The following is a 23221-nucleotide window of genomic DNA, read 5'->3' as shown; positions in this document are numbered from 1 at the left end:
GCTCACGCGATCGCCTCCTCCAGGTCGGGCGCCGGGAGGAAGCGCGCGGGCCGGGGCGGCTGGCTCATCGAACGCACCCAGACCAGCAGGCCGACGAACGCCGCGCCGAGCACCGCCATCACGAGCTGACCGGTGACCGTCCCGTACGGACGGATGTAGTCGCTGTTCACCAGCCCGTACGCCAGCGTCGCCAGCGTCATGCCGGTGAGGAAGCGGACCGCGAACCGGGGCTGGGTGCGCTTGGCCTCGACCTCGCGCCGCGTCGCCACCTCGGCCGAGGCGGCGGTGGCGATCGAGCCGAGCACGTCGCCGAGGCGCTCGCCCCGGTCGGTGAGGTGCAGGATCAGCGCGGCCACCACCTGGTCGGCGACCGGGTCGGCGATCTCGTCGGCGAAGGCGAGCAGCGCGGAGCGGGCCAGCCAGCCGGCCTGGAGGCGGGCCGCGAGCGTGCGTACCTCCTCCTGGATCTCCTCCGGCGCGGTGGCGATGGTGCCGATGATGGCCTGCTGGAGTCCCTGGCCCGTGGCCGAGATGTCCTTGAGCCGGCGGGTCCACTCGCCTACGGCTTCGACCCGGGCGATGGCCCGCTGCTCGGCCCGGCCCACCGCGAACAGCCACGGCACGCCCGGCACCGCGAGCGCCACCAGCAGGCCGACCACCGGCAGTCCGGTGAGCAGGAAAGCCGCCGCTCCGGCGACCACCGCGGCGCCGAGCAGGAGCTGGTAGCGGCGCTGGTCGGCGCGGCTCGCGCCGGAACCGGTCCAGAGCCGGCTCAGGCCCGGCCCGGCGCCCGGCGCCGGACCCGGCGGGCGGCTGGTGCCGACGAGCGCGACCACCGTCAGCACCAGCCCGGCCACGCAGGCCGCGCCGGAGACCAGGGCGATCAGTTCGATCTGCGTCACGCCGGCCCTCCGCTCGGCCGGGTCCCGAGGCGGGTGTGCCGGGGCCGCCGCCACGCGCCCACACCGGCCTCCACGAACCGGGTGAGCAGCCGGGCGTCGTAGCCGACGCGCAGCAGCTGCTCGCGGATGCGTTCGGGCAGGTGGCGGGGGACCGCGCGGCCGTCCGGCCCCGGGCCGAAGACGCTGGTGGTGATGATCCGGTTGCCCTCGCCGACGCCGATGACCTCCTCGACGTGCGAGACGAAGCGGTGCTTGCGCCCGCCGATCGCGGTCTCGTCCTCGACGGTCACGTAGACGATCAGGTCGAGCGCGTTGCCGGCCATCCGGCGGGCCTGGTCGACTGTCATCTCCCGGCCGTGCGACAGCGCCAGCTCGATGATGCGCTCGCTCACCCCCGAGGGGGTACGCGCGTGGATGGTGCACATCGAGCCGCGGCTCGTCGTCATCGCCTGGAGCATCGGCACGATCTCCCGGGACCGCACCTCGCCGACGATGATCCGCAGCACGCCCATCCGCAGCGACACCGGGATCAGGTCGGCGATGCTGACCTCACCCGCCGGCCGCCCGTCCGCGCCGCGCTCGCCGTGCCCTTCGCGGGACTCGAAGCTCATCACCGCGCGGTGCTTGTGCCCACGCCGGGCCGGCAGCAGTTCCCGGCTCTCCTCCAGCAGCACGTACGGCTCGTCGGCCGGGATCTCGTCCATCAGCGCCCTGATGACTGTGGTCTTCCCGGCCCCGGCGAGCCCGGCGACCATGATGTTCAACCCGGCCCGCATGGACGCGCGGAGGAAGTCGCGCAGCAGCGGGTCGATCATCTCGTCCAGGTCGGGCCGGGCGCCCGCGATGTCCTCCAGGCTCACCGCGAGCGTGTTGTGCTTGCGGATCACCGCGTACGGGCGGTGGCTGACCAGGAACACGGCGGCGAGCCGGCTGCCGTCCGGCAGTTGCAGGTCGAGCGTGGGCTTCGAGGTGGACAGCGACCGTTCGGTGGCCCCGGCCCGGCGGGCCGCCGCCTGGAGGATCTCCACCAGCTCGTCGTCGGTCTCGGCGATCGGCTCGGCCCAGTCGACGCCGCCGCCGTGCCGGGTGATGCGTACCTGGTCGCAGCCGAGGATGTGCACCTCCTCGATGCTGTCGTCGACGAGCAGCGTCTGGAGCCGGCCCAGCCCGACGAGCTCGGCTGTCACCTGGTCGAGCAGCAGCCGTTCCTCGTCGGCGGCCATCGGCGTGCCGGACCGGCGTACCGAGTCGGCGTACGCGGAGACCACTGTGACCGCCAGCCGGGCGCGCTCGACCTCCTCGGCGTCGGCGTCGAACTCGCGCCCGCGCTGCCAGTGGGTGAGCCGTTCGCTCAGCTCCCGGCGCAGCTCGCGGACCACCGCGAAGTCGATCCGGGGGCGCGGCGGTGGCGGGGGCGCGGCGGGGAGCGGGCCGGGTACGTGGTGCCGCCCGTTCGGCGGCGCCAGCGGCGGGACCGTGGAGACGACGCCGGGCTGCTGCCCGCGCGGGTCGTGGGAGACCGGCTCAAACCGCACCGGACACCCCCGGCACGCTCGGCGCGGTCACCGCGCGCGGTGTGGTCGCGCCCGGCCAGGCGAGCCGGGCCCGCCGCCGGTCCAGCAGCGCTCGGACCGGCACCTCCAGGGCGCCGGCCGCGCGCATCAGCGGCCGGTTCGCGCGTACGGTGCCGCCGTGGCCGAGCACCTCGGCGGTACGCGGGTCGTGCGGCAGGCGGGCGATCACCGGCAGCCGCAGCGCCTTGCTGATCTCGCTGGTGCCGTGCCCGTCCCCGACCACGAGCAGCCGCAGCGTGCCCGGCGGTACGCGGTGCTCGGTGAGGTCCCGTTCGATCGCCCGGGCGGTGGCCCGGGTGGCGGAGATGTCGGGCAGGTTCGCCCGGGTGACCAGCAGCACCACGGTGGCGGCCCGGAGCAGTGGCCACGGTGGACCGCCGACGGCGAGCCGGCCGCAGTCGACGAGCACGTCGTACGGCGGTTCGCCGCGCTCCAGCCCGGTGAAGTAGTCGGCGAAGCGCTGCCACAGTGGGATCACGCTGCCGGCCTGGGCCGGGTCGACCACGCCGGGCAGCAGCAGCCGTTCGCGCCGGGGCGCGTCCAGGTCGACCAGCTGGGACCAGAACGCCTGCTCCAGGCTGCCGTCGCGCAGCTCGCCCACTGCCAGCTCGCCGATGCCGCGCGGGCCGTCCAGGGCCCCGCCGAGGTAGCCGGCGAGGATCGAGCCGCCCGCCGGGTCGCACTCGGCCAGCACGAGCCGCCGGTGCCAGCTCAGCGCGGCGGCGAGCGCCGCGGTGGTGACGCCCGGCGATCCCTTCGCCGAGACCAGGGCGATGATCGCCATCAGGCGGCCTCGGTGAGCACGAGCGCGATGCGGTCGTCGGCGGCGAGCGCCACGACCGCCGGCACGTCCCGCACGGTCAGCGCCAGGTAGACCACCACGTCGCCGTTCTGGGGCGTGGCGGTGTCGATCACGGTGCCCTCGAACCGGGTTCCGCCGCCGCGGGACGCGTCGGTGCCGTTCGTGGCGTTGCTCGGTGTGCTGACCAGCAGCACCTTGTCGCCGGGGTTCAGCTTGCGGGCCGGCACCTGCTCGGGTTCCAGTCCCAGCGCGATCTGCTGCTGGCCGGGGCCGAGCAGCGGGGCCTCGGTGAGCTGCGCCTCGGTGAGCAGCGTGCCCGGGGTGAGCCGGACGGCGGCCCGCAGCCCCAGCACCTCGTCCATCCGGTCGGCCGGGACCGGCTGGAGTTCCCGTCCGCCGGAGACGCGTACCGGCACCAGGTCGTCGGCTGTGAGTTGCCGGCCGACGTCGACCGGCCGGGCCACTGCGAGGTACGTGCCGGTGGAGCGGACCGAGGTGACCGCGAACGCCGCGCCGAGCCCGCCGAGGGCGATCAGCAGGATCGCCAGGCCGAGCAGGCCGGGCCGGACACGTCGCTGCCGGACCACCTTCGGCGGCGCGACCGGCGCCTCCATCGGGGTTCCGTTGCGGGCTGCCACCACACTCATCGGGTCACCACCTGAAGCTCGTTGATCTGTACCGGGATGACGCCGCTGGACCGGCTCTGGGCGATCACGCCGCTTTCCCCGCCGCCGGACCACTCGACGGTCCAGAACGTGGTGGCGCTCACCTCGTAGGTGTCGGCCTTCGGATAGCCGGTGTCGAGACCGCAGTCCGGCGAGGTGGAGCCGGCCCGCGGCCCGTTCGCCCGGTACGGCGTGCCCGGTCCGTCACAGGTGACGTCGATGTCGTCGGACATGTGCCAGACGATCCGGTCCACCTTCGCGGTGATTCGGACGGTCAGCCCGCGGTCCGAGGCGGAGGCGTTCAGCGGCCCGAAGTACGACGCGCCCGGGCTGGCCCACATCCAGACCGGCAGCCCGACCAGGCCCGGCCCCTGACTGCGCCGGGGCGCGACCGAGACCCGGGGCGGGAGCAGCGAGATGGAGGCCAGCGCGCGCCGGGCCAACTCTTCCGGGTCCGGCGGCGCGCCGTAGCCGGGCGGCGGGGCGTCGCGCAGTGCCCGACGGATGCTGCCGAGGTCGCCGCCGTTGCAGGTGAGCTGGTACCACTGTTGGCCGGGAGGCGCCTCGCCCTGCGGCTCCTCGAGTTTGTAGTAACAGCCGTCGGCGTTGTTGAACCAGCCGAGAACCTCGTGGTAGCAGGGGATGACGCGGCCGTTCCACTGGCACTTCGGCGCGCCGCCGCCGTTGCCGCCCCCGCCGCCGTTGTCGCCGCCGCCCGGCCCTCCCGGCCCTCCCGGGGTGCCGGGGTCGTCGTCCCAGACGTCGCAGTCGGTCTGTTCCGGCGGGCACGAGCCACCGGGGTCGGCGGCTCGCGCGGGCGCGCCGGTGAGCGTCAGCAGCGCGGCGAGGCCGGCGGCGAGCAGCAGCCGGCGGAGCGTCCCGACCCGGGGTCGGCGGGCCGGGACACCCCTTCCTCCCCAGGTCAGCACGGCTGGTCCTGGTGTGCGGCGCCGCCGTTGATCAGCCACCGGCCGTCCGGGAAGCGGACCGCCGTCGCGGTGGCGAGGTAGCGCCCGCCGCGGGTGCCGGGCACGGCCTTGCGGTCCTTGGCGTAGACGAGCCGGTAGCCGCTGGCGTCCAGGCAGTCCTGGATCTCGACGGTGGGCGGGCGGGCGGCCAGGTCGACCGAGACCACTGTGGGATCGGAGACCAGTTTCCCGGTACGCATCGCGCCGTGCTCCTTCGCGTCGAGAATTGCCATTCGCACCCGGGTCAGTAGCGGATCAGCCAGAAAACGGGCCAGAGCGGGATGGGACGGATCGCTGCGGGCGCTCGCCGCTCGGGACGCGTCGAGATAGCCGGAATAGGCGGCAAGCGCTGACTTTTCGGCTTCCTTCTCCGCCTCGGCGGATTGGGTGGCGGGGGCGGCGGCGCGCCCGGTGAGCGGGCGGGTGGCCGCCTCCGGTTCGGTGCCGCAGCCGGTCGAGCCGACCGCCAGCGCGAGGCTGAGCAGGTAGATTTCCCATCGGCGGGATTGCCGTGTGCGCAACGCCGATCCCTCCTCGGTGCCGGCCCGGGGCGATCACGCCGACCCGCTCCGGGCATGCGGAGGCGCGCCCGGAACTGTCACTCCGGGCCCCCGTCGCCACCACTGGTATTGACCTGTACTGATTGCTGCGGACTCTGTGCCCTGACTCCTCCGACGCCAATTGATCGGGGGTTGCGTCGTACCCAAGGGGCGAGCATAAGCTCACGTCCGCCGATGCAACAGAGGCAATTCACGTGAACACGGTGAGTGAAGACGGGAGGTGGTGGCCGGTATGTGTCAGCACGGTGACGGGCGGGCTTCCGCAGGGCGCCGGGCCGGCTGGTGTGTGCTCACCCGTACCCGCCGCGGCGATGGCGACCGGCCGTCGGTATGGGTGGGGAGCGTGCCGCTCGTCCGATCCGTCCCGCCGGTCCACCCGGGTCGGGACTCGGTGCGCTCCGGCCCGCCGCGCGTCGCGTCGCACGCCGGTCCGGGTCCCGCCCGTCACATGTGGACGAACCAAGAATCACTCTGCGTGCTCCACGATGGAACCGTGGGCGACCGGACGGGGGAGCCGTCGTGACCGCTGAACGGGTGCGAGGTGCCGGACCGGTGGCCGAGGCCCACCGTCCGGTCGTCCGGCTGCTGGCCGCCCTCGCTGTCGTACCGCTGCTCCGGCTGGCGGTGGCGCGTTACGCCGTACCCCCGGGGTCTCCGGACCGGAGTGCGTGCGACGGCTGCGCCGCCCCGATCGGGCTGGACCGGCCGCTGCCGGCGCTCGGGCCCGGCGCCCGCTGCCCGGCCTGCCGGGCCCGGATCGGCGCGGCCCCGGCCGTGGTCGAGGTGGCGCTGCTGCTCGCGGTGGCCGTGCCGGTGCTCGCCGGCGGCGTGGCCGCCGCGCGCCTGGCGCTCGCCTGGTGGCTGCTCTGGGCGGTGCCGATGACGATCGTGGACGCGATGGCGCACCGGCTGCCCGACCGGCTCACCTGGCCGGCGGCGGCCGGCGCGTGGGCGCTGCTCGGGGTGGCCGCGCTGACCGGCCCGGGCGCGGACCCGTGGATCCGCGCCACAGCCGCCGGGCTGGCGCTCGGCGGCGGCTTCGCCGCGACCACGCTGCTGCTCGGGCGGCGCGGTTTCGGCCTCGGCGACGCCAAGCTGGCCCTCGGCGCGGGCGCGCTGCTCGGCTGGTACGGCTGGCCGGTGCTGGTGGCCGGCCTGGTGCTCGCGCTCGTCCTCGCCGGGCTGGCCGGGGTGGCGCTGCTCGCCGCCCGGCGGGTCCGCTGGACCGGGCACCTGCCGTTCGGGCCGTTCCTGGTGCTCGGCACCGCCGCCACGCTGGTGCTCGTCACCGTGTGATCGGCCACCCGCGGGTGCGAGCGGGGGTCGCCACGGGTATCGGAGTCCCAGCCGCCTCCCAGCCGGGTCTGGTTCGGTGGCGGTCCAGGCTTCGGACTCGGGAGGGCACGTGTCGCACGGCGACGACGGTTGGCGGATCCGGCGCACCAGCGCGGACCTGAACCGGCTGGGCGAGACCGAGTCGGTCTTCGCGCTCGCCAACGGCTGGGTGGGCTGGCGCGGGACGCTCGACGAGGGCGAACCGTGCGGCATGCCGGGCAGCTACCTCAACGGGTTCCACGAACAGCACGAGCTGAGCTACCCGGAGAGCGGGTACGCCTTCCCCGAGCTCAGCGACACCGTGATCAGCGCCCCGAACGCCGCCCTGATCCGGCTCTGGGTCGACGACGAGCCGCTCGACCTGCGTACCGGCACGATCCGGCGGCACCACCAGGAGCTGGACCTGCGCGCCGGAGTGGTCCGCCGGGAAACCGAGTGGATCTCGCCGGGCGGCCGGGGCGTCCGGGTCCGCAGCACCCGGCTGGTCTCGCTGACCCGTCGTCCGGTCGCCGCCGTCGACTGGTCGGTCGAGCCGCTGGACGAGCCGGCCCGGCTGCGGATCGGCGCCGACCTGCTCGCCAACCAGCGGGTGCCGGAACGCGCCGACGACCCCCGGGCCGCCTCGGTGATCCACGATCCGCTCACCGGCGAGGTCCGCCGCGACGACGGCCTCGACGGTGTGCTGGTGCACCGGACCGGGCGCAGCGGCCAGCGGGTCGCCGTCGCCGTCGCGAACCGGGTCGAGGCCCCCGACGAGATCGCCACCGACACCGAGCTGACCGACGACCGGTTCCGGCTGGCGCTGTCCGGCCCGGTACGCCCCGGCGAGCGCATCCGGGTCACCCGGTTCGCCGCGTACGAGTGCGCCGACGTCGACGGCACCCCGCCCGGTGAGCTGGCCGACCTGGTCGTCGCGGAGGCGGACGCGGCCCGGGCCGACGGATTCGAGGCCCTGCTCGCCGAGCAGCGCGCCGCACTGGACGCCGCGTGGGCCACCGCCGACGTCGAGCTGGACGGTGACCCGGAACTGCAACTCGCGGTGCGGTTCTCGGTGTTCCACCTGCTCCAGGCCGGGCGCGCCGACGGTGACCGGACCATCCCGGCGAAGGGGCTGACCGGGAACGGCTACGACGGGCACGTGCTCTGGGACACCGAGGGCTACGTGCTGCCGGTGCTGACGTACCTGAGGCCCGAGCTGGCCCGCTCGGCGCTGCGGTGGCGGCACGCCCACCTGCCCGAGGCCCGCGAGCGCGCGGCCGAGCTGCGCCTGACCGGCGCCACCTTCCCGTGGCGGACGCTCAGCGGCCGGGAGTGCTCCGGCTACTGGCCGGCCGGCAGCGCGGGCCTGCACGTCAACGCGGACATCGCGGACGCGGTCCTGCGGTACGTCGCGGCCACCGGCGACACCGCGTTCCTCGCCGAGTGCGGCGCCGAGGTGCTGATCGAGACCGCCCGGCTGTGGCACGGCTACGGCCACTTCGACGACGGCGGCGCGTTCCACCTGACCGGCGTCACCGGGCCGGACGAGTACTCCGCGCTCGTCGACGACAACGTCTTCACCAACCTGATGGCGCGGCGCAACCTGCGCGGCGCCGCCGACGCCGCCGAGCGCTGCCCGGAGGTGGCCGCCCAGCTGGGTGCCGACGCCGCCGAGGTGGCCGGCTGGCGGGCCGCCGCCGACGCGGTGTTCGTCCCGTACGACGGCAAGCGCGGCGTGCACGAGCAGTCGGCCGGGTTCACCGCGCAGCCGGAGTGGGACTTCGCCGGCACCGGCGAGGACGACTACCCGCTGCTGCTGCACTTCCCCTACCAGGAGCTGTACCGCAAGCAGGTGGTCAAGCAGGCCGACCTGGTGCTGGCCATGCTGCGCTGCCCCGGGGAGTTCACCGCCGAGGAGAAGACACGCAACGTCGCCTACTACGAGGCGCGGACCGTCCGGGACTCGTCGCTGTCGGCGTCCGCGCAGGCGATCCTCGCCGCCGAGGTCGGGCACCTCGACCTGGCGTACGACCTGTTCGCCGAGACGGCGTTCCAGGACCTCGCCGACCTGGGCGACAAGACCGCCGACGGGCTGCACCTGGCGTCCCTGGCCGGCGCCTGGCTGGTGGTGGCGCAGGGCTTCGGCGGGCTGCGCGACGACCGGGGCGTGCTCTCCTTCGACCCGCGGCTACCAGGGCGGATCACCCGGCTGGTGTTCCACCTGCGCTGGCACGGGCACCGGCTGCGGGTCACGCTCACCGGGCGGGAGGCCCGCTACGAGCTGCCGGACGCCGGTCCGGGCGACGCGGTCGAGCTGTGGCACCACGGCGAGCAGCTGCGGGTCACCGGCGACGGGCCGGTCACCCGGCCGATGCCGCCGGCGCCCGACCCCGGTCCCGAGCCGCAGGCCCCGCCGGGCCGCCGTCCCGAACGGCGCGCTCAGGAGGAGGCGGGCGGCGACGACTGAGCCGGCAGGCCGGACATCCGCGCGACGACCTCCTCCAGCGCCTCGAACGCGTACGCCCAGTTGTGGCACTTGAAGCTGCGCAAACCGGTGATCGGGGTCCGGCAGTCGGCACAGTGGACACCGGGGATCGCATCCGGCACCTCGGTGTTCACGTACTTGCGTTCGCCGAGGATCACCCGGGCGATCATCGTGCGGTCGTGCACGCCGTGCAGCGCGGACGCGACGATGTCGTACCAGGTCGCCCGCCGCCCGCACTTCGGGCAGTCCGGCTCGTCGCCGCTGACCCACAGCGGCGCGCCGATGCTGCGCGCCGGCATGTTCAGCAGCTTCTCCAGCCGGCGCACGTCCGCCTCCGGGGTGGTCCACCGGTGCCGCCCGGGCAGCGAGGCGGGCGAGTCGTAGACGGCGCGGAACACCACCGGATCGACCTCCACTGTCTCCCGGCCACCTGTCATCGGTACCTCCTCGCGACGGCGTGTCCCACCGTCGTACCAGGTGGACGGCGGGATCGGCCGGATCATCGACACGACGGGTCAGCGGTGTGTCGCCCAGAGTGCTAGACAACGAGGCGTGACGGAGGCTGAGAACCGACCCAATGTCGCCCGGATGTACGACTACTACCTGGGCGGCTGCCACAACTTCGCCGCCGACCGGGCCGCCGCCGAGGAGATCCTGAGGATCTTCCCGGACACCGGCGTCGCCGCGCAGAGCAACCGCGCGTTCCTGCGCCGGGTCGTGCGCTGGGCAGCCGAGCAGGGCATACGTCAGTTCCTCGACATCGGCGCCGGCCTGCCCACGCAGGGAAACGTGCACGAGGTGGTGCGCGCGATCCGCCCCGACGCCCGGGTGGTCTACGTCGACCACGACGAGGTGGCCGTCGCGTACGCCCGGCGGCTGCTGCCCACCGACGGCCGGACCGTGGTGCTCCAGGGCGATCTGCGGCGTCCCGGCGAGTTGCTCGCCGACCCGACGCTGCGGGCCACCATCGACCTGAGCGAGCCGGTGGCGGTGCTGCTGCTCGCGGTGCTGCACTTCGTGCCGGACGCCGACGACCCGTACGCGGCCGTGGCGACGCTGCGCGACGCCACCGTGCCGGGCAGCGTGCTCGCGCTGTCCCACCTCACGCTGGACGGCCTGCCGACGCTACCCACCGAGCAGGGCACCGCGATCTACCGCCGCAGCAGCTCACCGCTGGTGCCCCGCACCCGCGACCAGGTGGCCCGCTTCCTCGACGGCTACGAGCTGGTCGATCCGGGCCTGGTCAAGGTGGCGGAGTGGCGGTCCGACGGCGAGCCGCAGGCAGCGGTGTCGCACGGCTACGGCGGGGTGGGCGTCCGCCGCTGAGGGAGGGGCAGCCCAGGCCGCCGTGCGCCGGCGGCTTCCCGCTCACCGGCGCAGTGTGGTTTCCCGGGTCATGCGGGACAGCTTCTCCGGGTTGCGCACCGCGTAGAGGCCGCTGATCCGGCCGTCGTCGAGGCGTACCGCGACGACGGTGTCCAGCTCGCCGTCGAGGCGTACCAGCAGCGCCGGGTAGCCGTTGACCTGCGCCGGCTCCATCGACGCCACGGCCGCGATCCGGCGCCAGCCGCCCGCGAGCAGCCGGGCCACCTTGTCGCCGCCGGTGACCGGACGGGCCAGCGCCTGCTTGATGCCGCCGCCGTCGCCCACCAGGACCGCGTCCGGGGCCAGGACGCGGAGCAGCGCGTCCAGGTCGCCGGTCTCGACGGCCCGCCGGAACGCGTCGAGCGCGTCGCGGGCCTCGGCCGCCGAGACGGTACGCCGGGGCCGGCGCGCCGCGACGTGGGCGCGCGCCCGGTGCGCGATCTGCCGCACGGCGACCGGAGTCCGCTCGACCGTCTCGGCGATCTCGTCGTAGCCGACGTCGAACACCTCCCGCAGCACGAACACGGCCCGCTCGGTCGGCGTCAACGTCTCCAGGACCAGCAGCATCGCCATCGACACGCTGTCGGCCAGCGCCACGTCGTCTGCCACGTCGGGCGCGGTGAGCAGCGGCTCGGGCAGCCACGACCCGACGTACGACTCCTTGCGCCGCCCGAGCGTGCGCAGCCGGGACAGCGCCTGCCGGGTGGTGATCCGGACCAGGTAGGCGCGCCGGTCCCGCACCTCGCCGAGGTCGACGCCGGCCCAGCGCAGCCAGGTCTCCTGCACCACGTCCTCCGCGTCGGCGGCCGAGCCGAGCATCTCGTACGCGACCGTGAAGAGCAGGTTGCGGTGCGCGAGGAAGTCCTCGGTGGCCTGGTCCGCCATGGCTGGCTCCTCCGTTGTCCGGCTGCGCTCCCCACCAGACGCCGCCCGTCATCGCCGTGTGACATCGGGTCGCTGCGGCGTTCGTCACCCCGGTCCGGCGTCACGTGCGCGGCGTCTCCGGCATCTCGTGTTCGTCCGACACCACCGAAGCAGAGAGGTCGCAACCGATGCAGACCCGATTCAACCTGTTCGAGAACGCGGTCTCGGCCACGTTCATGAAGCGTTTCGCCGGCGCGGGCATGGTGATCCACCAGTCGTCGCTGCCCCGCACCGTCCAGGAGCTGGTGTCGCTGCGGGCCAGCCAGATCAACGGCTGCGGCTGGTGCATCGACATGCACACCAAGGAGGCGGTGGCCGGGGGCGAGAGCGCGGTCCGGCTGAACCTGGTCGCCGCCTGGCGCGAGTCGACAGTCTTCACCGAGGCCGAGCGCGCGGCGCTGGCGTTCGCCGAGGAGGGCACCCGGCTGGCCGACGCGCACCAGGGGGTGTCCGACGAGACGTGGGCACGGGTGCGGGAGCACTACGACGACGACCAGATCGCCGCGCTCGTCTGCCTGCTCGGGCTGATCAACGCGGCGAACCGGTTCGCGGTGCTCGTGCACCAGCGCGGCGGCTCGTACGAGCCGGGGATGTTCGCGGCGGCCATGAGCTGAGCGCCGCGGCGGCGGTCCGACCCGGTCGTCCGGTCCGGACCGCCGCCGGAAAACGCGGCGACACCGGTGATCCCTTGTGGCCATACTGCTCGCCATGAAGATTGCGGAGGCCCTTGCGCTGCGGGCGGAAGCGGCGCGACGCGCCGAACAGCTCCGTGTCCGCATCACCGCGAGCGCCCGCTACCAGGAGGGCGAGACGCCCGCCGAGGACGCCTCGGCCCTGCTCGTGGAGGCGGCCGGGGTGCTCGGTGAGCTGGAGACGCTGATCCGGCGGATCAACCGTACGAACGCCGCCACCGTGGTGGACGGTGGCACCCTGACCGACGCGCTCGCGCGGCGCGACGTGCTGCGTCTGCGGCACGGCGTGGTTACCGCGGCCGCGGACGCCGCCTCCGGTGAAGGCCAGCGCGGCTACCGACAGCTCCGGTCGGAGCTGAAGATGGTCCCGGCGTTGCCGGTGTCGGAGCTGCGCCGGCAGGCCGACGAGCTGGCCCGGCAGATCCGCGAGGTGGACACCACGATCCAGCGGACGAACTGGGAGGTCGATCTGCTGGACTGACGAGTCGCGGAGCAGGTAGCCGACGTGGAGGCGTGCACACCCCCGAGAGCCGGCGGGCAATCCGGCTCACCTCCTGGTGCGCCGAGGGCAGGCGCCGGGGTTCGACTCCCCAGCACACAACGCATGCCCAGCACGGGACACGCGTGACGGCGCACAGGGCACGGCACACCACCAGGTGCAGATCCACGACGGTGAGGGTGGGACAGGGGACTTCCGCGACTCGTCCCGTCATCGCAGGTTCATCGCAGGTTCCAGAAGAACGACCGGACGTCGTCGACGAACAGGTCCGGCACTTCCAGCGCGGCGAAGTGGCCGCCCCGGTCGAACTCGCTCCACTGCCGGATCGTGTACGTCAGTTCGGCGATCGGGCGGACGGACCGGGTGATGTCGTGCGCGAACACGGCCACCCCGATCGGCGGCGGGCAGGGCGCGGGCGGGCCACCGAACGCGCTCTCCCGCACCAGCCGTGCCGACGACGCGGCGGTGCCGGTGAACCAGTAGACCGAGACGTCGGTGAGGATGCGATCCACGCCGACCGCGGAGCGCGGGTCGGTCCACTCGGTGAACTTCTCGGCGATCCACGCGAGCTGCCCGACGGGCGAGTCGTGCAGCGCGTACGAGACGGTCTGCGGACGGCTGGCGTAGAGCACCTGGTGCGGGTGTCGCTGCGTCTTGAGCCGCATGATCCGGGCGAGCCGGTCACGGTCGTCGTCGGACAGGGCGGCCTCCCCGGTCCAGCCGGGCGGTGGGGGCGTGGGCAGGTAGTTGAGGTGCACGCCGACGACGTGCTCCGGGTCGACGCCGCCGAGCCGGGTGGAGATCACCGAGCCCCAGTCGCCGCCCTGGGCGCCGTACCGCCGGTAGCCGAGCCGGCGCATCAGCTCGGCCCAGGCGCGGGCGACCCGGCCGACGTCCCAGCCGCGCTCCCGGGTCGGGCCGGAGAAGCCGAATCCCGGGATCGACGGTACGACCAGGTGGAACTGCTCGGACAGCGGGCCGAGCACGTCGAGGAACTCCACGATCGAGCCGGGCCAGCCGTGGGTGAGGATCAGCGGCAGCGCGTCCGGGTCGGTGGCCCGTACGTGCAGGAAGTGGATGTTCTGCCCGTCGATGGTGGTGGTGAACTGCGGATACCGGTTCAGTTCGGCTTCGGCCGCCCGCCAGTCGTACGTGGTGCGCCAGCGCTCGGCCAGCTCGCGTACCCGGGCCAGCGGGATGCCGTAGTCCCATCCGGCGCCTGGTAGTTCGTCGGGCCAGCGGGTGCGGGCGAGGCGGTCGGCCAGGTCGTCGAGGTCGGCCTGGGGGACGTGGACATGGAACGGTTCGATCACGGCTGCCGTCCTTCGTTGGTGGCACAAACGTTGGGGCGGCCAACGGTAGCGCAGATCATTGGGGACGCCAACGTTTCCGGTTAGGCTGGGCACGTGGAGACCCCGGAGCCGGACCTCGTACCGACCCGCCTGGCCGCCCTGCCGAGCTGGCTGATCACCCAGACCGCCGTACGCGCCGGCCGGCTGGTCGCCGACGGGCTGGCGGCGGCCGACGCGCGCGGTTACCACTTCCGGCTGCTCGCCACGCTCGACGAGTTCGGCCCGGCCAGCCAGGCGGCGCTCGGTAGGCGCAGCGGCATCCACGTCAGCGACGTGGTGGCAGCGCTCAACGAACTCGCCGAGCGGGAGTTCGTCGTCCGCGCCCCGGACCCGGCCGACCGGCGGCGCAACGTCGTCACCATCACCGCTGCCGGGCGGCGGCAGTTGCGGCGACTGGAGAAGCGACTCGCCGCCGTGCAGGACGAACTGCTCGCGCCACTGTCGCCGGACGAGCGCGCGGACCTGACCCGGCTGCTGGCCCGGGTGCTGGCCCACCACACCCGCCCGCCCGCCTGACGACTGCTCTCCGGCACAGTCCTCATTCACCGCCTACCATTATCGTTCTCGATAGTGATAACGTCTGCGGCGTGACGATGTCGATGGAACGGTGGGCGGAGATCGCGCTGCACCCGGTGCGGATCCGCATCCTGCGTGCGGTCGCCGGTGCCCGGGTGACCACGCACGACCTGGTCGAGCTGTTGCCCGACGTCCCGCAGGCCACCCTCTACCGGCACCTGGCGACGCTCGTGAAGACCGGGATGCTCGACGTGGTGCAGGAGCGCAAGGTCCGCGGGGCCGTCGAGCGGGTGTACGCGCTACCCGCGCACGGCGCGGCGCTGGACCCCGCAGCCCTGGCGGCGGCGACGCCGGAGGACCACGCGCGCTACTTCACCGCGTTCGTGTCGAGTCTGCTGTCGGAGTTCTCCCGCTACCTCGCCCGGGAGTCCGTCGACTTCGTCGCCGACGGCGTCGGATACCAGCAGCTCGTCCTGCACCTGACCGACGCCGAGCTGCACGAGTTCGCGGCCGGGCTCAACGCGCTGGTCGGCCCGTTGCTCGCCAGAGGCCCCGGCGACGGACGGATCCCCCGGCTGCTGGCGACCGTCCTGATGCCCGCCGAGCGCCCGGCGACCCCGGGCGACGCGCACACGCACACGTCAGCGCACGACTCCGACACGACGAAGGGCGACAACTGATGGCCTCGGTAACGTTCGACGGCGACGTGATCGACATCCGGTTCACCGGATGGGAACGAATGTGGGTCGGCCGGGAGCGGTTCGCGCTGCGCCTGGCCGCCGTGCGGCACGCCGCCCCGGTGGACGAGCCGATCCGGCTCGCCCGGGGCGCCCGGCGCGGGTACACGGTGTCCGGCTTCGCCAAGGTCGGCGTCTGGGGCATCTTCGGCGGCCCCCGGCAGCTCGTGGCGGCCCGGCGCGGTCAGCCCGGTCTGCACCTGGTGCTGGACCGCGCGGCGGCCGGCGGGGAGTTCGACGAGGTCGTCGTCTCCGACCCGGCCGCGTCGCGCCTCGCCGAGACCATCGGGCGTGCGACGAGGAGCCGGCCATGACCGGCGACCGACTGGCGATCGAGGCGTCGGGCCTGACCAAACGCTACGGCGACGTCACCGCCGTTCGCGACCTGACGTTCACCGTACGACCCGGCGCGGTCACCGGCTTTCTCGGCCCGAACGGCGCCGGCAAGACCACCACGATGCGCATGCTGACCGGGCTGGTGACGCCGACCAGCGGCGCCGCCACGATCGGCGGGCAGCCGTACGGCCGGCTGGCCCAGCCGTCGCGGACCGTCGGCGCGGTGTTCGACGGCAACGCGTTCCACCCCGGCCACACCGCCCGTGACCACCTGGGCGTCTACGCCGCGATGGCCGGCTGCCCGGGCAGTCGCGTCGCGGAACTGCTGGACCTGCTGGGCCTCGCGCAGGCCGCCGACCGTCGTACCCGGGAGTTCTCCACCGGCATGCGCCAGCGGCTCAGCCTCGCCACGGCGCTGCTCGGCGACCCCCGCGTCCTGCTGCTCGACGAACCCTCGAACGGCCTGGACCCGGAAGGCATGTCGTGGCTGCGCGGACTGCTGCGCCGGCTCGCCGACGAGGGCCGCACCGTGCTCGTCTCCAGCCACGTCCTGCACGAGGTCCAGCAGGTGGTCGACGACGTGGTGGTGATCCGGCGCGGTGAACTCGTCGCCGCCGGGCCGTGGGCCCGGCTCACCGGGCCGCCGACGGTGCTCGTCACCTCGCCGGACGCCACCGACCTGGCCGCCGCCCTGACGGCGGGCGCCGGGTCCGTCGAACCGGCCGGGCCCGGCCGACTGCGGGTACGCGGACTGGACGCGCCGCGCGTCGCCGACCTGGCCGCGGACCACCGGCTGCGGATCCACGAGCTGGTCACCGAGTCCACAAGCCTCGAACAGCTCTTCCTCGACCTGACCACCGACCCGGCGGAGGCCCGATGAACCTGCTCAGAGCGGAACTACGCCGGGTGCTGGCCACCCGCATGTGGACCGGGCTGCTGATCGCCGCCGTCGCGCTCGGCGGCGGCCTGGTCGGGCTCATGGCGATCGTCGGACCGGAGAACTTCGACCCGCCGATGCCCGGCCTGCACACCGAGGAGGGCCTGCGGTCCATCCTCGGCCTCCTCGGTTTCACCGCCTTCGTGCCGGCCGCCGCCGGGGCCCTCGCGGCCACGTCCGAGTACCGGCACGGCACCGCCGCCGTCACGTTCATGTTCGCGCCGCGCCGAGGGCGGGTGCTCGCCGCCAAACTCGCCACCCACGCGATCGTCGGCCTCGGCTACGGGATCGCCCTGGCCGGGTCCGCCGCGGTCGCCCTGTTCACAGTCGCCGCCGCGCGTGGCGTGTCGCTGGGCCTGCCCGCTCCCACAGTGCTGGCGCTGCTCGCCCGCATCGGCGTCGCGATGGCGGTGTACCTGCTCGTCGGCACCGGCGTGGGCGCGCTGCTCCGCAACCAGGTCGCTGCCGTGTGCGTCGTGGTCGGCTACCTGTACCTGGCCGAGCCCGTGCTGATGATGATCCCCGGCGTCAACGCGCTCTACCCGCTCCTGCCCGGCGGCGCCACCGCCGCACTCACCGACTTCACGTACGTCGCCGACGCGATGTCCGAGCAGCTCGGCAGTGACGCCGTCGCGCTCCTGCCACCGGCGGTCGGCGCGTTGTTGTTGACCGGGTACGCGCTCGCCGCCGCCGCGATCGCCGTGGTCGTCCCGATGCGCCGCGACATCACCTGAGCGTCGCCGCACGGTAGCCGTCCGGCGTATCAGGGCTGGCGTGGACCGAAGACGATTCGTACTCTGGTCCTCCGACGTCCGGGGTCGACGGTGGGGGAGGGTCGACGCTGCATGGACCCGGTCCTCGCCGATCTTCCGACCGACCGTGTTCTCGCCCTGCCCGGCGCGGACACCGGCGCGGTGGCCATGGCGATCGCCCGCGATCACGCGGAGCTGGCCGCCGTCGTGCACCATCCGGCCTCGGCGTACGCCATGCCGGCGGACTTCGCGCGCGCCGCGCTGGACCGGCTCGAGCAGGTAGCCGTCGAACTGCTGCCGGCCTGGCTCCCGGAGGCCGCGCACGGCGTCCGCCCGGACACCTCCGGGCTCGCGGCCGTGCGGGCCGCGGCCGCCGCCCTTGCCCGCCGGGACCGCTACCCCGGCTCGTTCCTGACCGATCTGGCCGTCTTCGCGGTGACCGGGCGACGCCCCGCCACCAGAACGCTCCCGCTACGCGCCAGCGCGGCCGCGCTGGCGCGTCTCGTCGCCGCCGCGTTCGGCCGGCGGAAGGTGGTGCTGCTCGTCGGGCCGGTCACCGGCGACGCCGCAGTGGTCGCGGCCGGCGCCGCGTGGCTCGTGCAGCACGGCGGCCCGGCGGTCTGGCTGGCCGGGGCGGGTCCGGCCGGGCTGGAGGGGCTGCCGGTGTTCCGCGTCGCACCCGCGACCGTGCCCGGCGGTCACGTGCCGGTGGCGGGCCGGCCCCATCCGGGCAGCGACGCGGAGAAGAGGCTGGAGGCGGCGCTCGCGGCTCAGAGCTGGGCGGCCGGACGGAGATGGAACCAGAGCTACCAGTCGAACCGCCTTTCCGCGCCGGTGCGACTGGATCTAGTGTGGCCGGACGAGCGGTGCGTGGTGGAGATCGACGGCCCGGAGCACTGCCGCCCGGTCCGTTTCGAGGCCGACCGGCAACGCGACGTCCAGCTGCAACTGGACGGCTACGCCGTCCTGCGCTTCACGAACGCCCGAGTAGTCCACGACGTCGGCACCGTGGTCCAGCAGATCGGCACGTATCTGCGGGCACGTCGCCGAGACCTGGCGGAAGGACGGCATCATGGCCGGCGATGACCTGACCGCATCCGAGAGCGCGATCCTCGTGGTGCTCATGGCCGAGGCGCGGGAGGTGCTGAGCACCGAACTGCGGGACCGCTACGGCCTGGTCGTACGCAAGCCGCAGCGCGACAAGCTCACCCGCCTGCACTACGTGGCCAGCCGCAAGAGCGGGCCGACGTACGCCCTGCAACTGGACGACAAGGGCTGGGTACGGATGCAGAGCGACCTCGACTTCACGCTGCGCGGGGCGAGCGCGCTCGGCGCCGCCCTCACTGCGTTGCAGGCGCACCTTCGCGACCGGGTCCTGGCACGCAGCGGCTGCGCGACCCTCGCCGAACTCTTCGCGCTCACCGACGTGCGCGCGTCGGCCGACTCGTCGCCCTCCGAGCCGTCCGGATCGCTGACCGCGCGTGTGGTCAGCGCGTACCGGGCGCTCGCCGACGAGCCCGGCGCCTGGGTGAGCCTGCGCCGACTGCGGCCGTTCTTCGCCGACGTGCCCCGCGACGACGTGGACGAGGCGCTGCGCCGGCTCAGTCGCTCCGAGGGCGTCACCATCGCGCCGGAGTCGAACCAGAAGACGCTCACCGAGGCGGACGTCAAGGCTGCGCTGCGCCTCGGCGGGCAGGACAACCACCTGCTGGCGATCGGCGTGTGATGAACGAGGCGGAACGGAACGCGCTGGCCGCCCTGCGGTTCGACTGGGCACCGGTGCCCGACGACGTGTGGCGCCCGTTGCCCTTCCACGTCGACGGCCTGCACATCCCGGTCGTCCGGGAGGTGCTCGCCGGGGTGGACGAGGCTGCGTCGAACCCGCACGGCAGCCCGCTCGGCCTGGTGGTTCAGGGTCAGCGCGGATCCGGCAAGACCCACCTGCTGGGCGTGATCCGCCAGCAGGTGCAGGAGCGGAACGGCTACTTCTTCCTGGTCGGCCTGCTCGACGCCGGTGGCTTCTGGGACGGCGTGCTCGCCGCGATGCTCGACGGCCTGTCGCGGCCGGTGCCCGGTAGTCGCGAGACGCAGCTCAAACTGCTGCTTCGGCGCCTGTCCGCGCTGGTGGGCGCGCCCCGGACGGCGCGCCGGGCCGTCATGGGCGACACCCAACTGACCCGCGCGGCGCTGGACGCCTTCCTGGACGGGCTCGGCGACTTCGACAGGCACGCGGCCCGCACCTGCCAGGAGACGGCGCGTGCGCTCGCGTTGAGCGCCTCCGAGGACATCGGCCACCGCGACATCGCGGAGAACTACTTCCTCTCCGGTGAGGAGGTGGTTGCCGGGGAACGCGCGGCCTGGGGCATGCGTCGCGTCCCGCGCCCGGCCCAGCAGATCGTGCAGGACCTCTCCTGGCTGCTCGCCCTCACCGGCCCGTCGGTGGTGGCGATCGACCAGGTCGACACGCTCATCGCCCAGTTGGCGATCCAGAGCGACCCGGCCCTGGCCGGCGCCGCCGACATGAGCCCCGAGCAGGCGCTGATGCTGGCCCGGATGGCGGACGGCCTGATGGCGCTGCGGCAGACGACCCGCCGCACGCTCACCGTCCTCGCCTGCATCCCGAACTCGTGGACCATCATCAAGTCCACCGCCGCCGACACGGTGGCCGACCGGTTCCGGGAGACGCCGCCGCTGCGTCGCATCGACGACGCCGACCTGGCCCGGGCGATCATCGAGAAGCGGTTCACAATCCGCTACCGGGAGGCGGGTTTCGTCCCGCCGTACCCGTCGTGGCCGGTGTCCCCGCGCGCCTTCGCCGAGGCCGGGGCGTTCACCCCGCGGCAGCTGCTCATCGAGATCGACAGGCACATCCGCGAATGCCTCGCCGCCGACGAGGCCTGGGAGATGACCACGCTCGGCGAGCCGCCCACCGCCGAACCCCGGGCGCCCCGCCCCGCCCCGACGGCCGCCACCGGCGAGGAGGTGGACCGCTACGACGCCCGGTTCGCCGAGCTGCGGGAGGCCGCCGACGTCAGCGGTCCGCTCCGGCGGTCGTCCGAGGACGAGGCGATGCCGCCGCTGCTCGCCGCCGGGCTCACCGCCTGGATCCTGGAGCGGGGCGACGCGGGCGAGGCGTTCAGCGTCGACCCGCCCCCGAGCACCGACCCGCCGCTGCACGCCCGGCTGCGGCTCACGCTCGACGAGCGCACCGAGGACCAGGTGCACTGGTGTTTCCGGGCGATCGGCGACGACCACCACGGCAACGCCGCGCTGGCCCGGCTCCGCAAGGCGTCGGTGGCCGCCGCCCTCGACACCGGTTCGGGCCGACGCAAGCTGTTCCTGCTGCGCAACCGCGCCTGGTCGACCAGCGCGGCCACCAGCAGGGCGGTGGGGGCGTTCACCGAGGCGGGCGGCCAGACGCTCGGCATCGACGACGAAGACCTGCGCGTCCTCTGCGCCCTGCGGGTCATGCTCGCCGAGGCCCCCATGGATCTGCAGGGCTGGCTGGCCGAGCGCCGGCCGACCCGGGAGCTGAAGTTCCTCCAGCACGCGCTGGCCGACGTGGATCGCTGGACCATCGACGGCGGATCGCCGCCGGAACCGACCGAGGCGGCGGCCGAGCCGACCCCGGTGGCCACCGCGCCCGCAGCCGTGACCGACCCGGCGTTCGTCGTCGGGCACGGGTACGACGACGGGGTGCCCGTGCCGTTGGCGCTCGAAGCGCTGCGCAAGCACACCACGATCTTCGCCGGGTCCGGCTCCGGCAAGACCGTCCTCATCCGCCGCATCGTCGAGGAGTGCGCCCTGGCGGGCGTCTCCGCCATCGTGCTCGACCCGAACAACGACCTCGCGCGGCTCGGCGAGGGATGGCCCGAGCCGCCCGCGCAGTGGCGCCCGGGTGACGCGGAGCGGGCCCGGGACTACCTTGCCCACACCGACGTCGTGGTCTGGACACCGCGCCGCAACTCGGGCCGCCCGCTGAGCTTCCAGCCGCTGCCCGACTTCACCGGCGTACGCGACGACCCGGACGAGTTCGGCGAGGCCGTCGAGGCGGCCGTCGCGGCCCTCGCGCCGCGTGCCATGGTCACCGGCCGGGCCACCCGGGCCCACCTCGGGCTGGCCGTGCTGCGCAAGGCCGTCGAGCACTACGGCCGGCGTGGCGGTTCCCGCCTGCAGGGCCTCGTCGACACGCTCGCCGACCTGCCGGACGGGATCATCGACCTGGACGACGCCGACAAGATCGGCCTCAGCCTGGCACAGACCCTGACCGCCGCCATGGTGAACGACCCGCTGTTCGGGGGCGAGGGCACGCCGATGGACCCCGGCGTGCTGCTCACCCCCGCACCCGGCAGGCGGGCCCGCGTCTCGGTCGTCAGCCTGGTCGGTCTGCCGTCCGACGACGTACGGCAGAGCTTCGTCAACCAGCTCCAGATGGCGCTGTTCGCCTGGATCAAGAAGAACCCGGCCGGGGACCGGCCGCTGCTCGGGCTGCTCATCATGGACGAGGCGCAGACGTTCGCCCCGTCCGGCGCGATGACCGCGTGCACCCAGAGCACGCTGGCGCTCGCCGCCCAGGCCCGCAAGTACGGACTCGGGCTGATCTTCGCCACCCAGGCGCCGAAGAGCCTGCACAACCGCATCCCGGGCAACGCGGCGACCCAGCTGTACGGCCTGATGAACAGCCCCGTCCAGATCGAGGCGGCTCGCGAGATGGCCCGGGCCAAGGGCGGCGACGTGCCGGACATCTCCCGCCTGACCGTCGGCGAGTTCTACCTCGCCGCCGAGGGCGCGGCGCCCCGCAAGATCCGGACCCCGCTGTCGCTGACCCACCACCCGCGCAGCCCGCTCACCGTCGAGGAGGTGCTGGACCGCGCTCGCGGCGGTCAGGGGCGCAGCACGTAGCGTCCGCGTACCCCGCCCTCGGCCACCGCCCGGTGCGCGTCCGCCACCCGGTCCAGCGGCAGCACCTCGTGTACCCGCGCGGGCAGCTCACCGGCGGCGGTGCGGGCGAGCAGGTCGGCCAGGCGTACCCCGTCGGGGCGCACGTCGACCGCGCGCACCGTGACGCCGCGTTCGGCGGCCGGCTCGGCGTTCGGCCGTACGCCGACGAACACGCCGCCGTCACCGACCAGCGCGAGTCCCTGGTCCTGCCAGCCCGCGGCGTCGGCAACCGCGTCCCAGCCCGGCTCGGCCGCGGTGGTGAAGTCGGCGCCGAGCCCGCGGACGAACTTCTCGTCCCCGGCCCGCGCCAGGCCGGTCACCCGCCATCCCCGGTCCCGGGCGAGCGGCACGACGTAGCCGCCCACCGCGCCGGCCGCCCCGGTGACCAGCAGCCGCCCGCCGGCCGGCGGGTCGCCGAGCAGGTCGACGATCTGCGCCGCGGTCTGGCCGTTGAGCGGCACCGTCGCCGCCGCCACCAGATCCAGGTCATCGGGTACGACCGCCAGGTCGGCCACGGATACGACGAGCTGCTCGGCGTAGGTGCCGTAGTCGCGGTCGAACCCGCCGACGAGTCCGGCGACCCGGGTGCCCACGGCGAGGTCGACGGCGGGACCAGCTGCGGCGACGACACCGGCGAAGTCCCAGCCCAGGCCGGTGTGGTGCGGCTGGTGGATGAGCCCCAGCGAGTGGAAGAAGCCGCCGACGACGCCGAGGTCGGCCGGGTTGACCGGTGCCGCCGCGACGTCCACCCGGACCTCGCCGGGCCCCGGCTCGCGCTGCGGAACGTCGATGATCTCGATGGAGTCCGGTCCGCCCGGGTTGCGGACGACGGCGGCGCGGAAGGTACGCGTACCCATGGTTCTGTCTCCTTGTTCGTGCGGTATGCCGTGCTCCACGATG

The 23221-nt window shown here is 74.0% G+C and carries 23 protein-coding genes; 13 read left to right on the top strand and 10 right to left on the bottom strand.

Features of this window, described 5'->3' with window-relative positions; all coding sequences use genetic code 11:
* Window positions 1-2 precede the first annotated feature (2 nt).
* Genes ACSDG8_RS16130 through ACSDG8_RS16105 form a run of 6 tightly spaced genes read right to left on the bottom strand, consistent with a single transcriptional unit; the run spans window position 3 to window position 5432 of the window.
* Window positions 3-902, bottom strand: a complete 900-nt coding sequence (locus ACSDG8_RS16130) for a type II secretion system F family protein (protein ID WP_210892548.1) — start codon at window positions 900-902, stop codon at window positions 3-5.
* Window positions 899-2437 (bottom strand): CpaF family protein, encoded by a 1539-nt coding sequence (locus tag ACSDG8_RS16125; RefSeq protein ID WP_439427009.1) that lies wholly within the window; start codon window positions 2435-2437, stop codon window positions 899-901. The genes ACSDG8_RS16130 and ACSDG8_RS16125 overlap by 4 nt, the downstream gene beginning before the upstream one ends.
* Window positions 2427-3260 carry a ParA family protein gene (locus tag ACSDG8_RS16120; RefSeq protein ID WP_439427008.1) on the bottom strand — a complete coding sequence of 278 codons (834 nt, stop codon included), beginning with the start codon at window positions 3258-3260 and terminating at the stop codon, window positions 2427-2429. Before ACSDG8_RS16120 ends, ACSDG8_RS16125 begins: the two co-directional genes overlap by 11 nt.
* Complete coding sequence (locus ACSDG8_RS16115; RefSeq protein ID WP_439427007.1) at window positions 3260-3925, bottom strand: SAF domain-containing protein; 666 nt, start codon at window positions 3923-3925, stop codon at window positions 3260-3262. The genes ACSDG8_RS16120 and ACSDG8_RS16115 overlap by 1 nt, the downstream gene beginning before the upstream one ends.
* Window positions 3922-4872 (bottom strand): hypothetical protein, encoded by a 951-nt coding sequence (locus tag ACSDG8_RS16110; protein ID WP_439427006.1) that lies wholly within the window; start codon window positions 4870-4872, stop codon window positions 3922-3924. The genes ACSDG8_RS16115 and ACSDG8_RS16110 overlap by 4 nt, the downstream gene beginning before the upstream one ends.
* The gene (locus tag ACSDG8_RS16105; protein ID WP_439427005.1) at window positions 4866-5432 is read right to left on the bottom strand and encodes a hypothetical protein; all 567 of its coding nucleotides are present in this window, start codon (window positions 5430-5432) and stop codon (window positions 4866-4868) included. The genes ACSDG8_RS16110 and ACSDG8_RS16105 overlap by 7 nt, the downstream gene beginning before the upstream one ends.
* A 558-nt stretch (window positions 5433-5990) precedes the next feature.
* Here ACSDG8_RS16105 and ACSDG8_RS16100 point away from each other — a divergent pair.
* Window positions 5991-6767, top strand: coding sequence for a prepilin peptidase (locus ACSDG8_RS16100; protein ID WP_439427004.1), 777 nt, complete (start codon window positions 5991-5993; stop codon window positions 6765-6767).
* 109 nt (window positions 6768-6876) lie between these two features.
* Window positions 6877-9252, top strand: a complete 2376-nt coding sequence (locus tag ACSDG8_RS16095; protein WP_439427003.1) for a glycoside hydrolase family 65 protein — start codon at window positions 6877-6879, stop codon at window positions 9250-9252.
* Here the strand turns inward: ACSDG8_RS16095 and ACSDG8_RS16090 are convergent.
* Complete coding sequence (locus ACSDG8_RS16090) at window positions 9225-9707, bottom strand: hypothetical protein (protein ID WP_210892564.1); 483 nt, start codon at window positions 9705-9707, stop codon at window positions 9225-9227. The genes ACSDG8_RS16095 and ACSDG8_RS16090 overlap by 28 nt on opposite strands.
* Before the next feature lie 151 nt (window positions 9708-9858).
* Here ACSDG8_RS16090 and ACSDG8_RS16085 point away from each other — a divergent pair, with 151 nt between their 5' ends.
* On the top strand, window positions 9859-10596 hold the full coding sequence (locus ACSDG8_RS16085; protein WP_247678217.1) for an SAM-dependent methyltransferase: 738 nt from the start codon (window positions 9859-9861) through the stop codon (window positions 10594-10596).
* Between the two features lie 42 nt (window positions 10597-10638).
* On the opposite strand, the gene ACSDG8_RS16080 is transcribed toward ACSDG8_RS16085, so the two are convergent.
* Window positions 10639-11520: an RNA polymerase sigma-70 factor gene (locus ACSDG8_RS16080; RefSeq protein WP_210892568.1), complete on the bottom strand. Its 882-nt coding sequence runs from the start codon at window positions 11518-11520 to the stop codon at window positions 10639-10641.
* Between the two features lie 167 nt (window positions 11521-11687).
* Here ACSDG8_RS16080 and ACSDG8_RS16075 point away from each other — a divergent pair, with 167 nt between their 5' ends.
* Both ACSDG8_RS16075 and ACSDG8_RS16070 read left to right on the top strand, forming a co-directional pair.
* Window positions 11688-12173 (top strand): carboxymuconolactone decarboxylase family protein, encoded by a 486-nt coding sequence (locus ACSDG8_RS16075; protein ID WP_210892570.1) that lies wholly within the window; start codon window positions 11688-11690, stop codon window positions 12171-12173.
* A gap of 94 nt (window positions 12174-12267) precedes the next feature.
* A complete protein-coding gene (locus tag ACSDG8_RS16070) occupies window positions 12268-12732 on the top strand; it encodes a DIP1984 family protein (RefSeq protein ID WP_210892572.1) in 465 nt (154 codons plus the stop codon).
* A gap of 239 nt (window positions 12733-12971) precedes the next feature.
* Here ACSDG8_RS16070 and ACSDG8_RS16065 read toward each other — a convergent pair whose 3' ends face one another.
* Entirely contained in the window at window positions 12972-14063 is a 1092-nt protein-coding gene (locus ACSDG8_RS16065; RefSeq protein ID WP_210892574.1) for an epoxide hydrolase family protein, read from the bottom strand.
* Between the two features lie 93 nt (window positions 14064-14156).
* On the opposite strand from ACSDG8_RS16065, the gene ACSDG8_RS16060 reads away from it, so the two are divergent.
* The 8 genes from ACSDG8_RS16060 to ACSDG8_RS16025 all read left to right on the top strand — a co-directional run bounded on the left by ACSDG8_RS16060 (window position 14157) and on the right by ACSDG8_RS16025 (window position 22282).
* Window positions 14157-14618: a MarR family winged helix-turn-helix transcriptional regulator gene (locus ACSDG8_RS16060; protein WP_210892576.1), complete on the top strand. Its 462-nt coding sequence runs from the start codon at window positions 14157-14159 to the stop codon at window positions 14616-14618.
* Between the two features lie 77 nt (window positions 14619-14695).
* Window positions 14696-15298 (top strand): helix-turn-helix domain-containing protein, encoded by a 603-nt coding sequence (locus tag ACSDG8_RS16055; protein ID WP_210892969.1) that lies wholly within the window; start codon window positions 14696-14698, stop codon window positions 15296-15298.
* Window positions 15298-15669, top strand: coding sequence for a hypothetical protein (locus ACSDG8_RS16050; RefSeq protein ID WP_210892579.1), 372 nt, complete (start codon window positions 15298-15300; stop codon window positions 15667-15669). Before ACSDG8_RS16055 ends, ACSDG8_RS16050 begins: the two co-directional genes overlap by 1 nt.
* Window positions 15666-16571, top strand: a complete 906-nt coding sequence (locus ACSDG8_RS16045) for an ABC transporter ATP-binding protein (RefSeq protein WP_210892582.1) — start codon at window positions 15666-15668, stop codon at window positions 16569-16571. The genes ACSDG8_RS16050 and ACSDG8_RS16045 overlap by 4 nt, the downstream gene beginning before the upstream one ends.
* Complete coding sequence (locus tag ACSDG8_RS16040) at window positions 16568-17362, top strand: ABC transporter permease (RefSeq protein ID WP_210892584.1); 795 nt, start codon at window positions 16568-16570, stop codon at window positions 17360-17362. The genes ACSDG8_RS16045 and ACSDG8_RS16040 overlap by 4 nt, the downstream gene beginning before the upstream one ends.
* A 111-nt stretch (window positions 17363-17473) precedes the next feature.
* Window positions 17474-18466 carry an endonuclease domain-containing protein gene (locus tag ACSDG8_RS16035; RefSeq protein WP_210892586.1) on the top strand — a complete coding sequence of 331 codons (993 nt, stop codon included), beginning with the start codon at window positions 17474-17476 and terminating at the stop codon, window positions 18464-18466.
* Window positions 18453-19106 carry a hypothetical protein gene (locus ACSDG8_RS16030; RefSeq protein ID WP_210892588.1) on the top strand — a complete coding sequence of 218 codons (654 nt, stop codon included), beginning with the start codon at window positions 18453-18455 and terminating at the stop codon, window positions 19104-19106. The genes ACSDG8_RS16035 and ACSDG8_RS16030 overlap by 14 nt, the downstream gene beginning before the upstream one ends.
* A complete protein-coding gene (locus ACSDG8_RS16025; RefSeq protein WP_439427002.1) occupies window positions 19106-22282 on the top strand; it encodes a helicase HerA domain-containing protein in 3177 nt (1058 codons plus the stop codon). The genes ACSDG8_RS16030 and ACSDG8_RS16025 overlap by 1 nt, the downstream gene beginning before the upstream one ends.
* Here ACSDG8_RS16025 and ACSDG8_RS16020 read toward each other — a convergent pair.
* Window positions 22264-23178 carry an NADP-dependent oxidoreductase gene (locus ACSDG8_RS16020; protein WP_210892597.1) on the bottom strand — a complete coding sequence of 305 codons (915 nt, stop codon included), beginning with the start codon at window positions 23176-23178 and terminating at the stop codon, window positions 22264-22266. The genes ACSDG8_RS16025 and ACSDG8_RS16020 overlap by 19 nt on opposite strands.
* Window positions 23179-23221 lie beyond the last annotated feature (43 nt).

This window comes from Micromonospora sp. LA-10 (genome assembly GCF_051853095.1).
Lineage (GTDB): Bacteria > Actinomycetota > Actinomycetes > Mycobacteriales > Micromonosporaceae > Micromonospora > Micromonospora echinospora_A.
This window is presented reverse-complemented; position numbering and strand designations above follow the sequence as displayed.

Excerpts from the sequence above, each read along its gene's own strand:
- ACSDG8_RS16080 (WP_210892568.1), bottom strand. The coding sequence starts at position 11,520 with ATGGCGGACCAGGCCACCGAGGACTTCCTCGCGCACCGCAACCTGCTC.
- ACSDG8_RS16025 (WP_439427002.1), top strand. The coding sequence starts at position 19,106 with ATGAACGAGGCGGAACGGAACGCGCTGGCCGCCCTGCGGTTCGACTGG.
- ACSDG8_RS16050 (WP_210892579.1), top strand. The coding sequence starts at position 15,298 with ATGGCCTCGGTAACGTTCGACGGCGACGTGATCGACATCCGGTTCACC.
- ACSDG8_RS16045 (WP_210892582.1), top strand. The coding sequence starts at position 15,666 with ATGACCGGCGACCGACTGGCGATCGAGGCGTCGGGCCTGACCAAACGC.
- ACSDG8_RS16075 (WP_210892570.1), top strand. The coding sequence starts at position 11,688 with ATGCAGACCCGATTCAACCTGTTCGAGAACGCGGTCTCGGCCACGTTC.
- ACSDG8_RS16120 (WP_439427008.1), bottom strand. The coding sequence starts at position 3,260 with ATGGCGATCATCGCCCTGGTCTCGGCGAAGGGATCGCCGGGCGTCACC.
- ACSDG8_RS16070 (WP_210892572.1), top strand. The coding sequence starts at position 12,268 with ATGAAGATTGCGGAGGCCCTTGCGCTGCGGGCGGAAGCGGCGCGACGC.
- ACSDG8_RS16115 (WP_439427007.1), bottom strand. The coding sequence starts at position 3,925 with ATGAGTGTGGTGGCAGCCCGCAACGGAACCCCGATGGAGGCGCCGGTC.
- ACSDG8_RS16020 (WP_210892597.1), bottom strand. The coding sequence starts at position 23,178 with ATGGGTACGCGTACCTTCCGCGCCGCCGTCGTCCGCAACCCGGGCGGA.
- ACSDG8_RS16085 (WP_247678217.1), top strand. The coding sequence starts at position 9,859 with ATGTACGACTACTACCTGGGCGGCTGCCACAACTTCGCCGCCGACCGG.
- ACSDG8_RS16040 (WP_210892584.1), top strand. The coding sequence starts at position 16,568 with ATGAACCTGCTCAGAGCGGAACTACGCCGGGTGCTGGCCACCCGCATG.
- ACSDG8_RS16035 (WP_210892586.1), top strand. The coding sequence starts at position 17,474 with ATGGACCCGGTCCTCGCCGATCTTCCGACCGACCGTGTTCTCGCCCTG.
- ACSDG8_RS16055 (WP_210892969.1), top strand. The coding sequence starts at position 14,696 with ATGTCGATGGAACGGTGGGCGGAGATCGCGCTGCACCCGGTGCGGATC.
- ACSDG8_RS16030 (WP_210892588.1), top strand. The coding sequence starts at position 18,453 with ATGGCCGGCGATGACCTGACCGCATCCGAGAGCGCGATCCTCGTGGTG.
- ACSDG8_RS16090 (WP_210892564.1), bottom strand. The coding sequence starts at position 9,707 with ATGACAGGTGGCCGGGAGACAGTGGAGGTCGATCCGGTGGTGTTCCGC.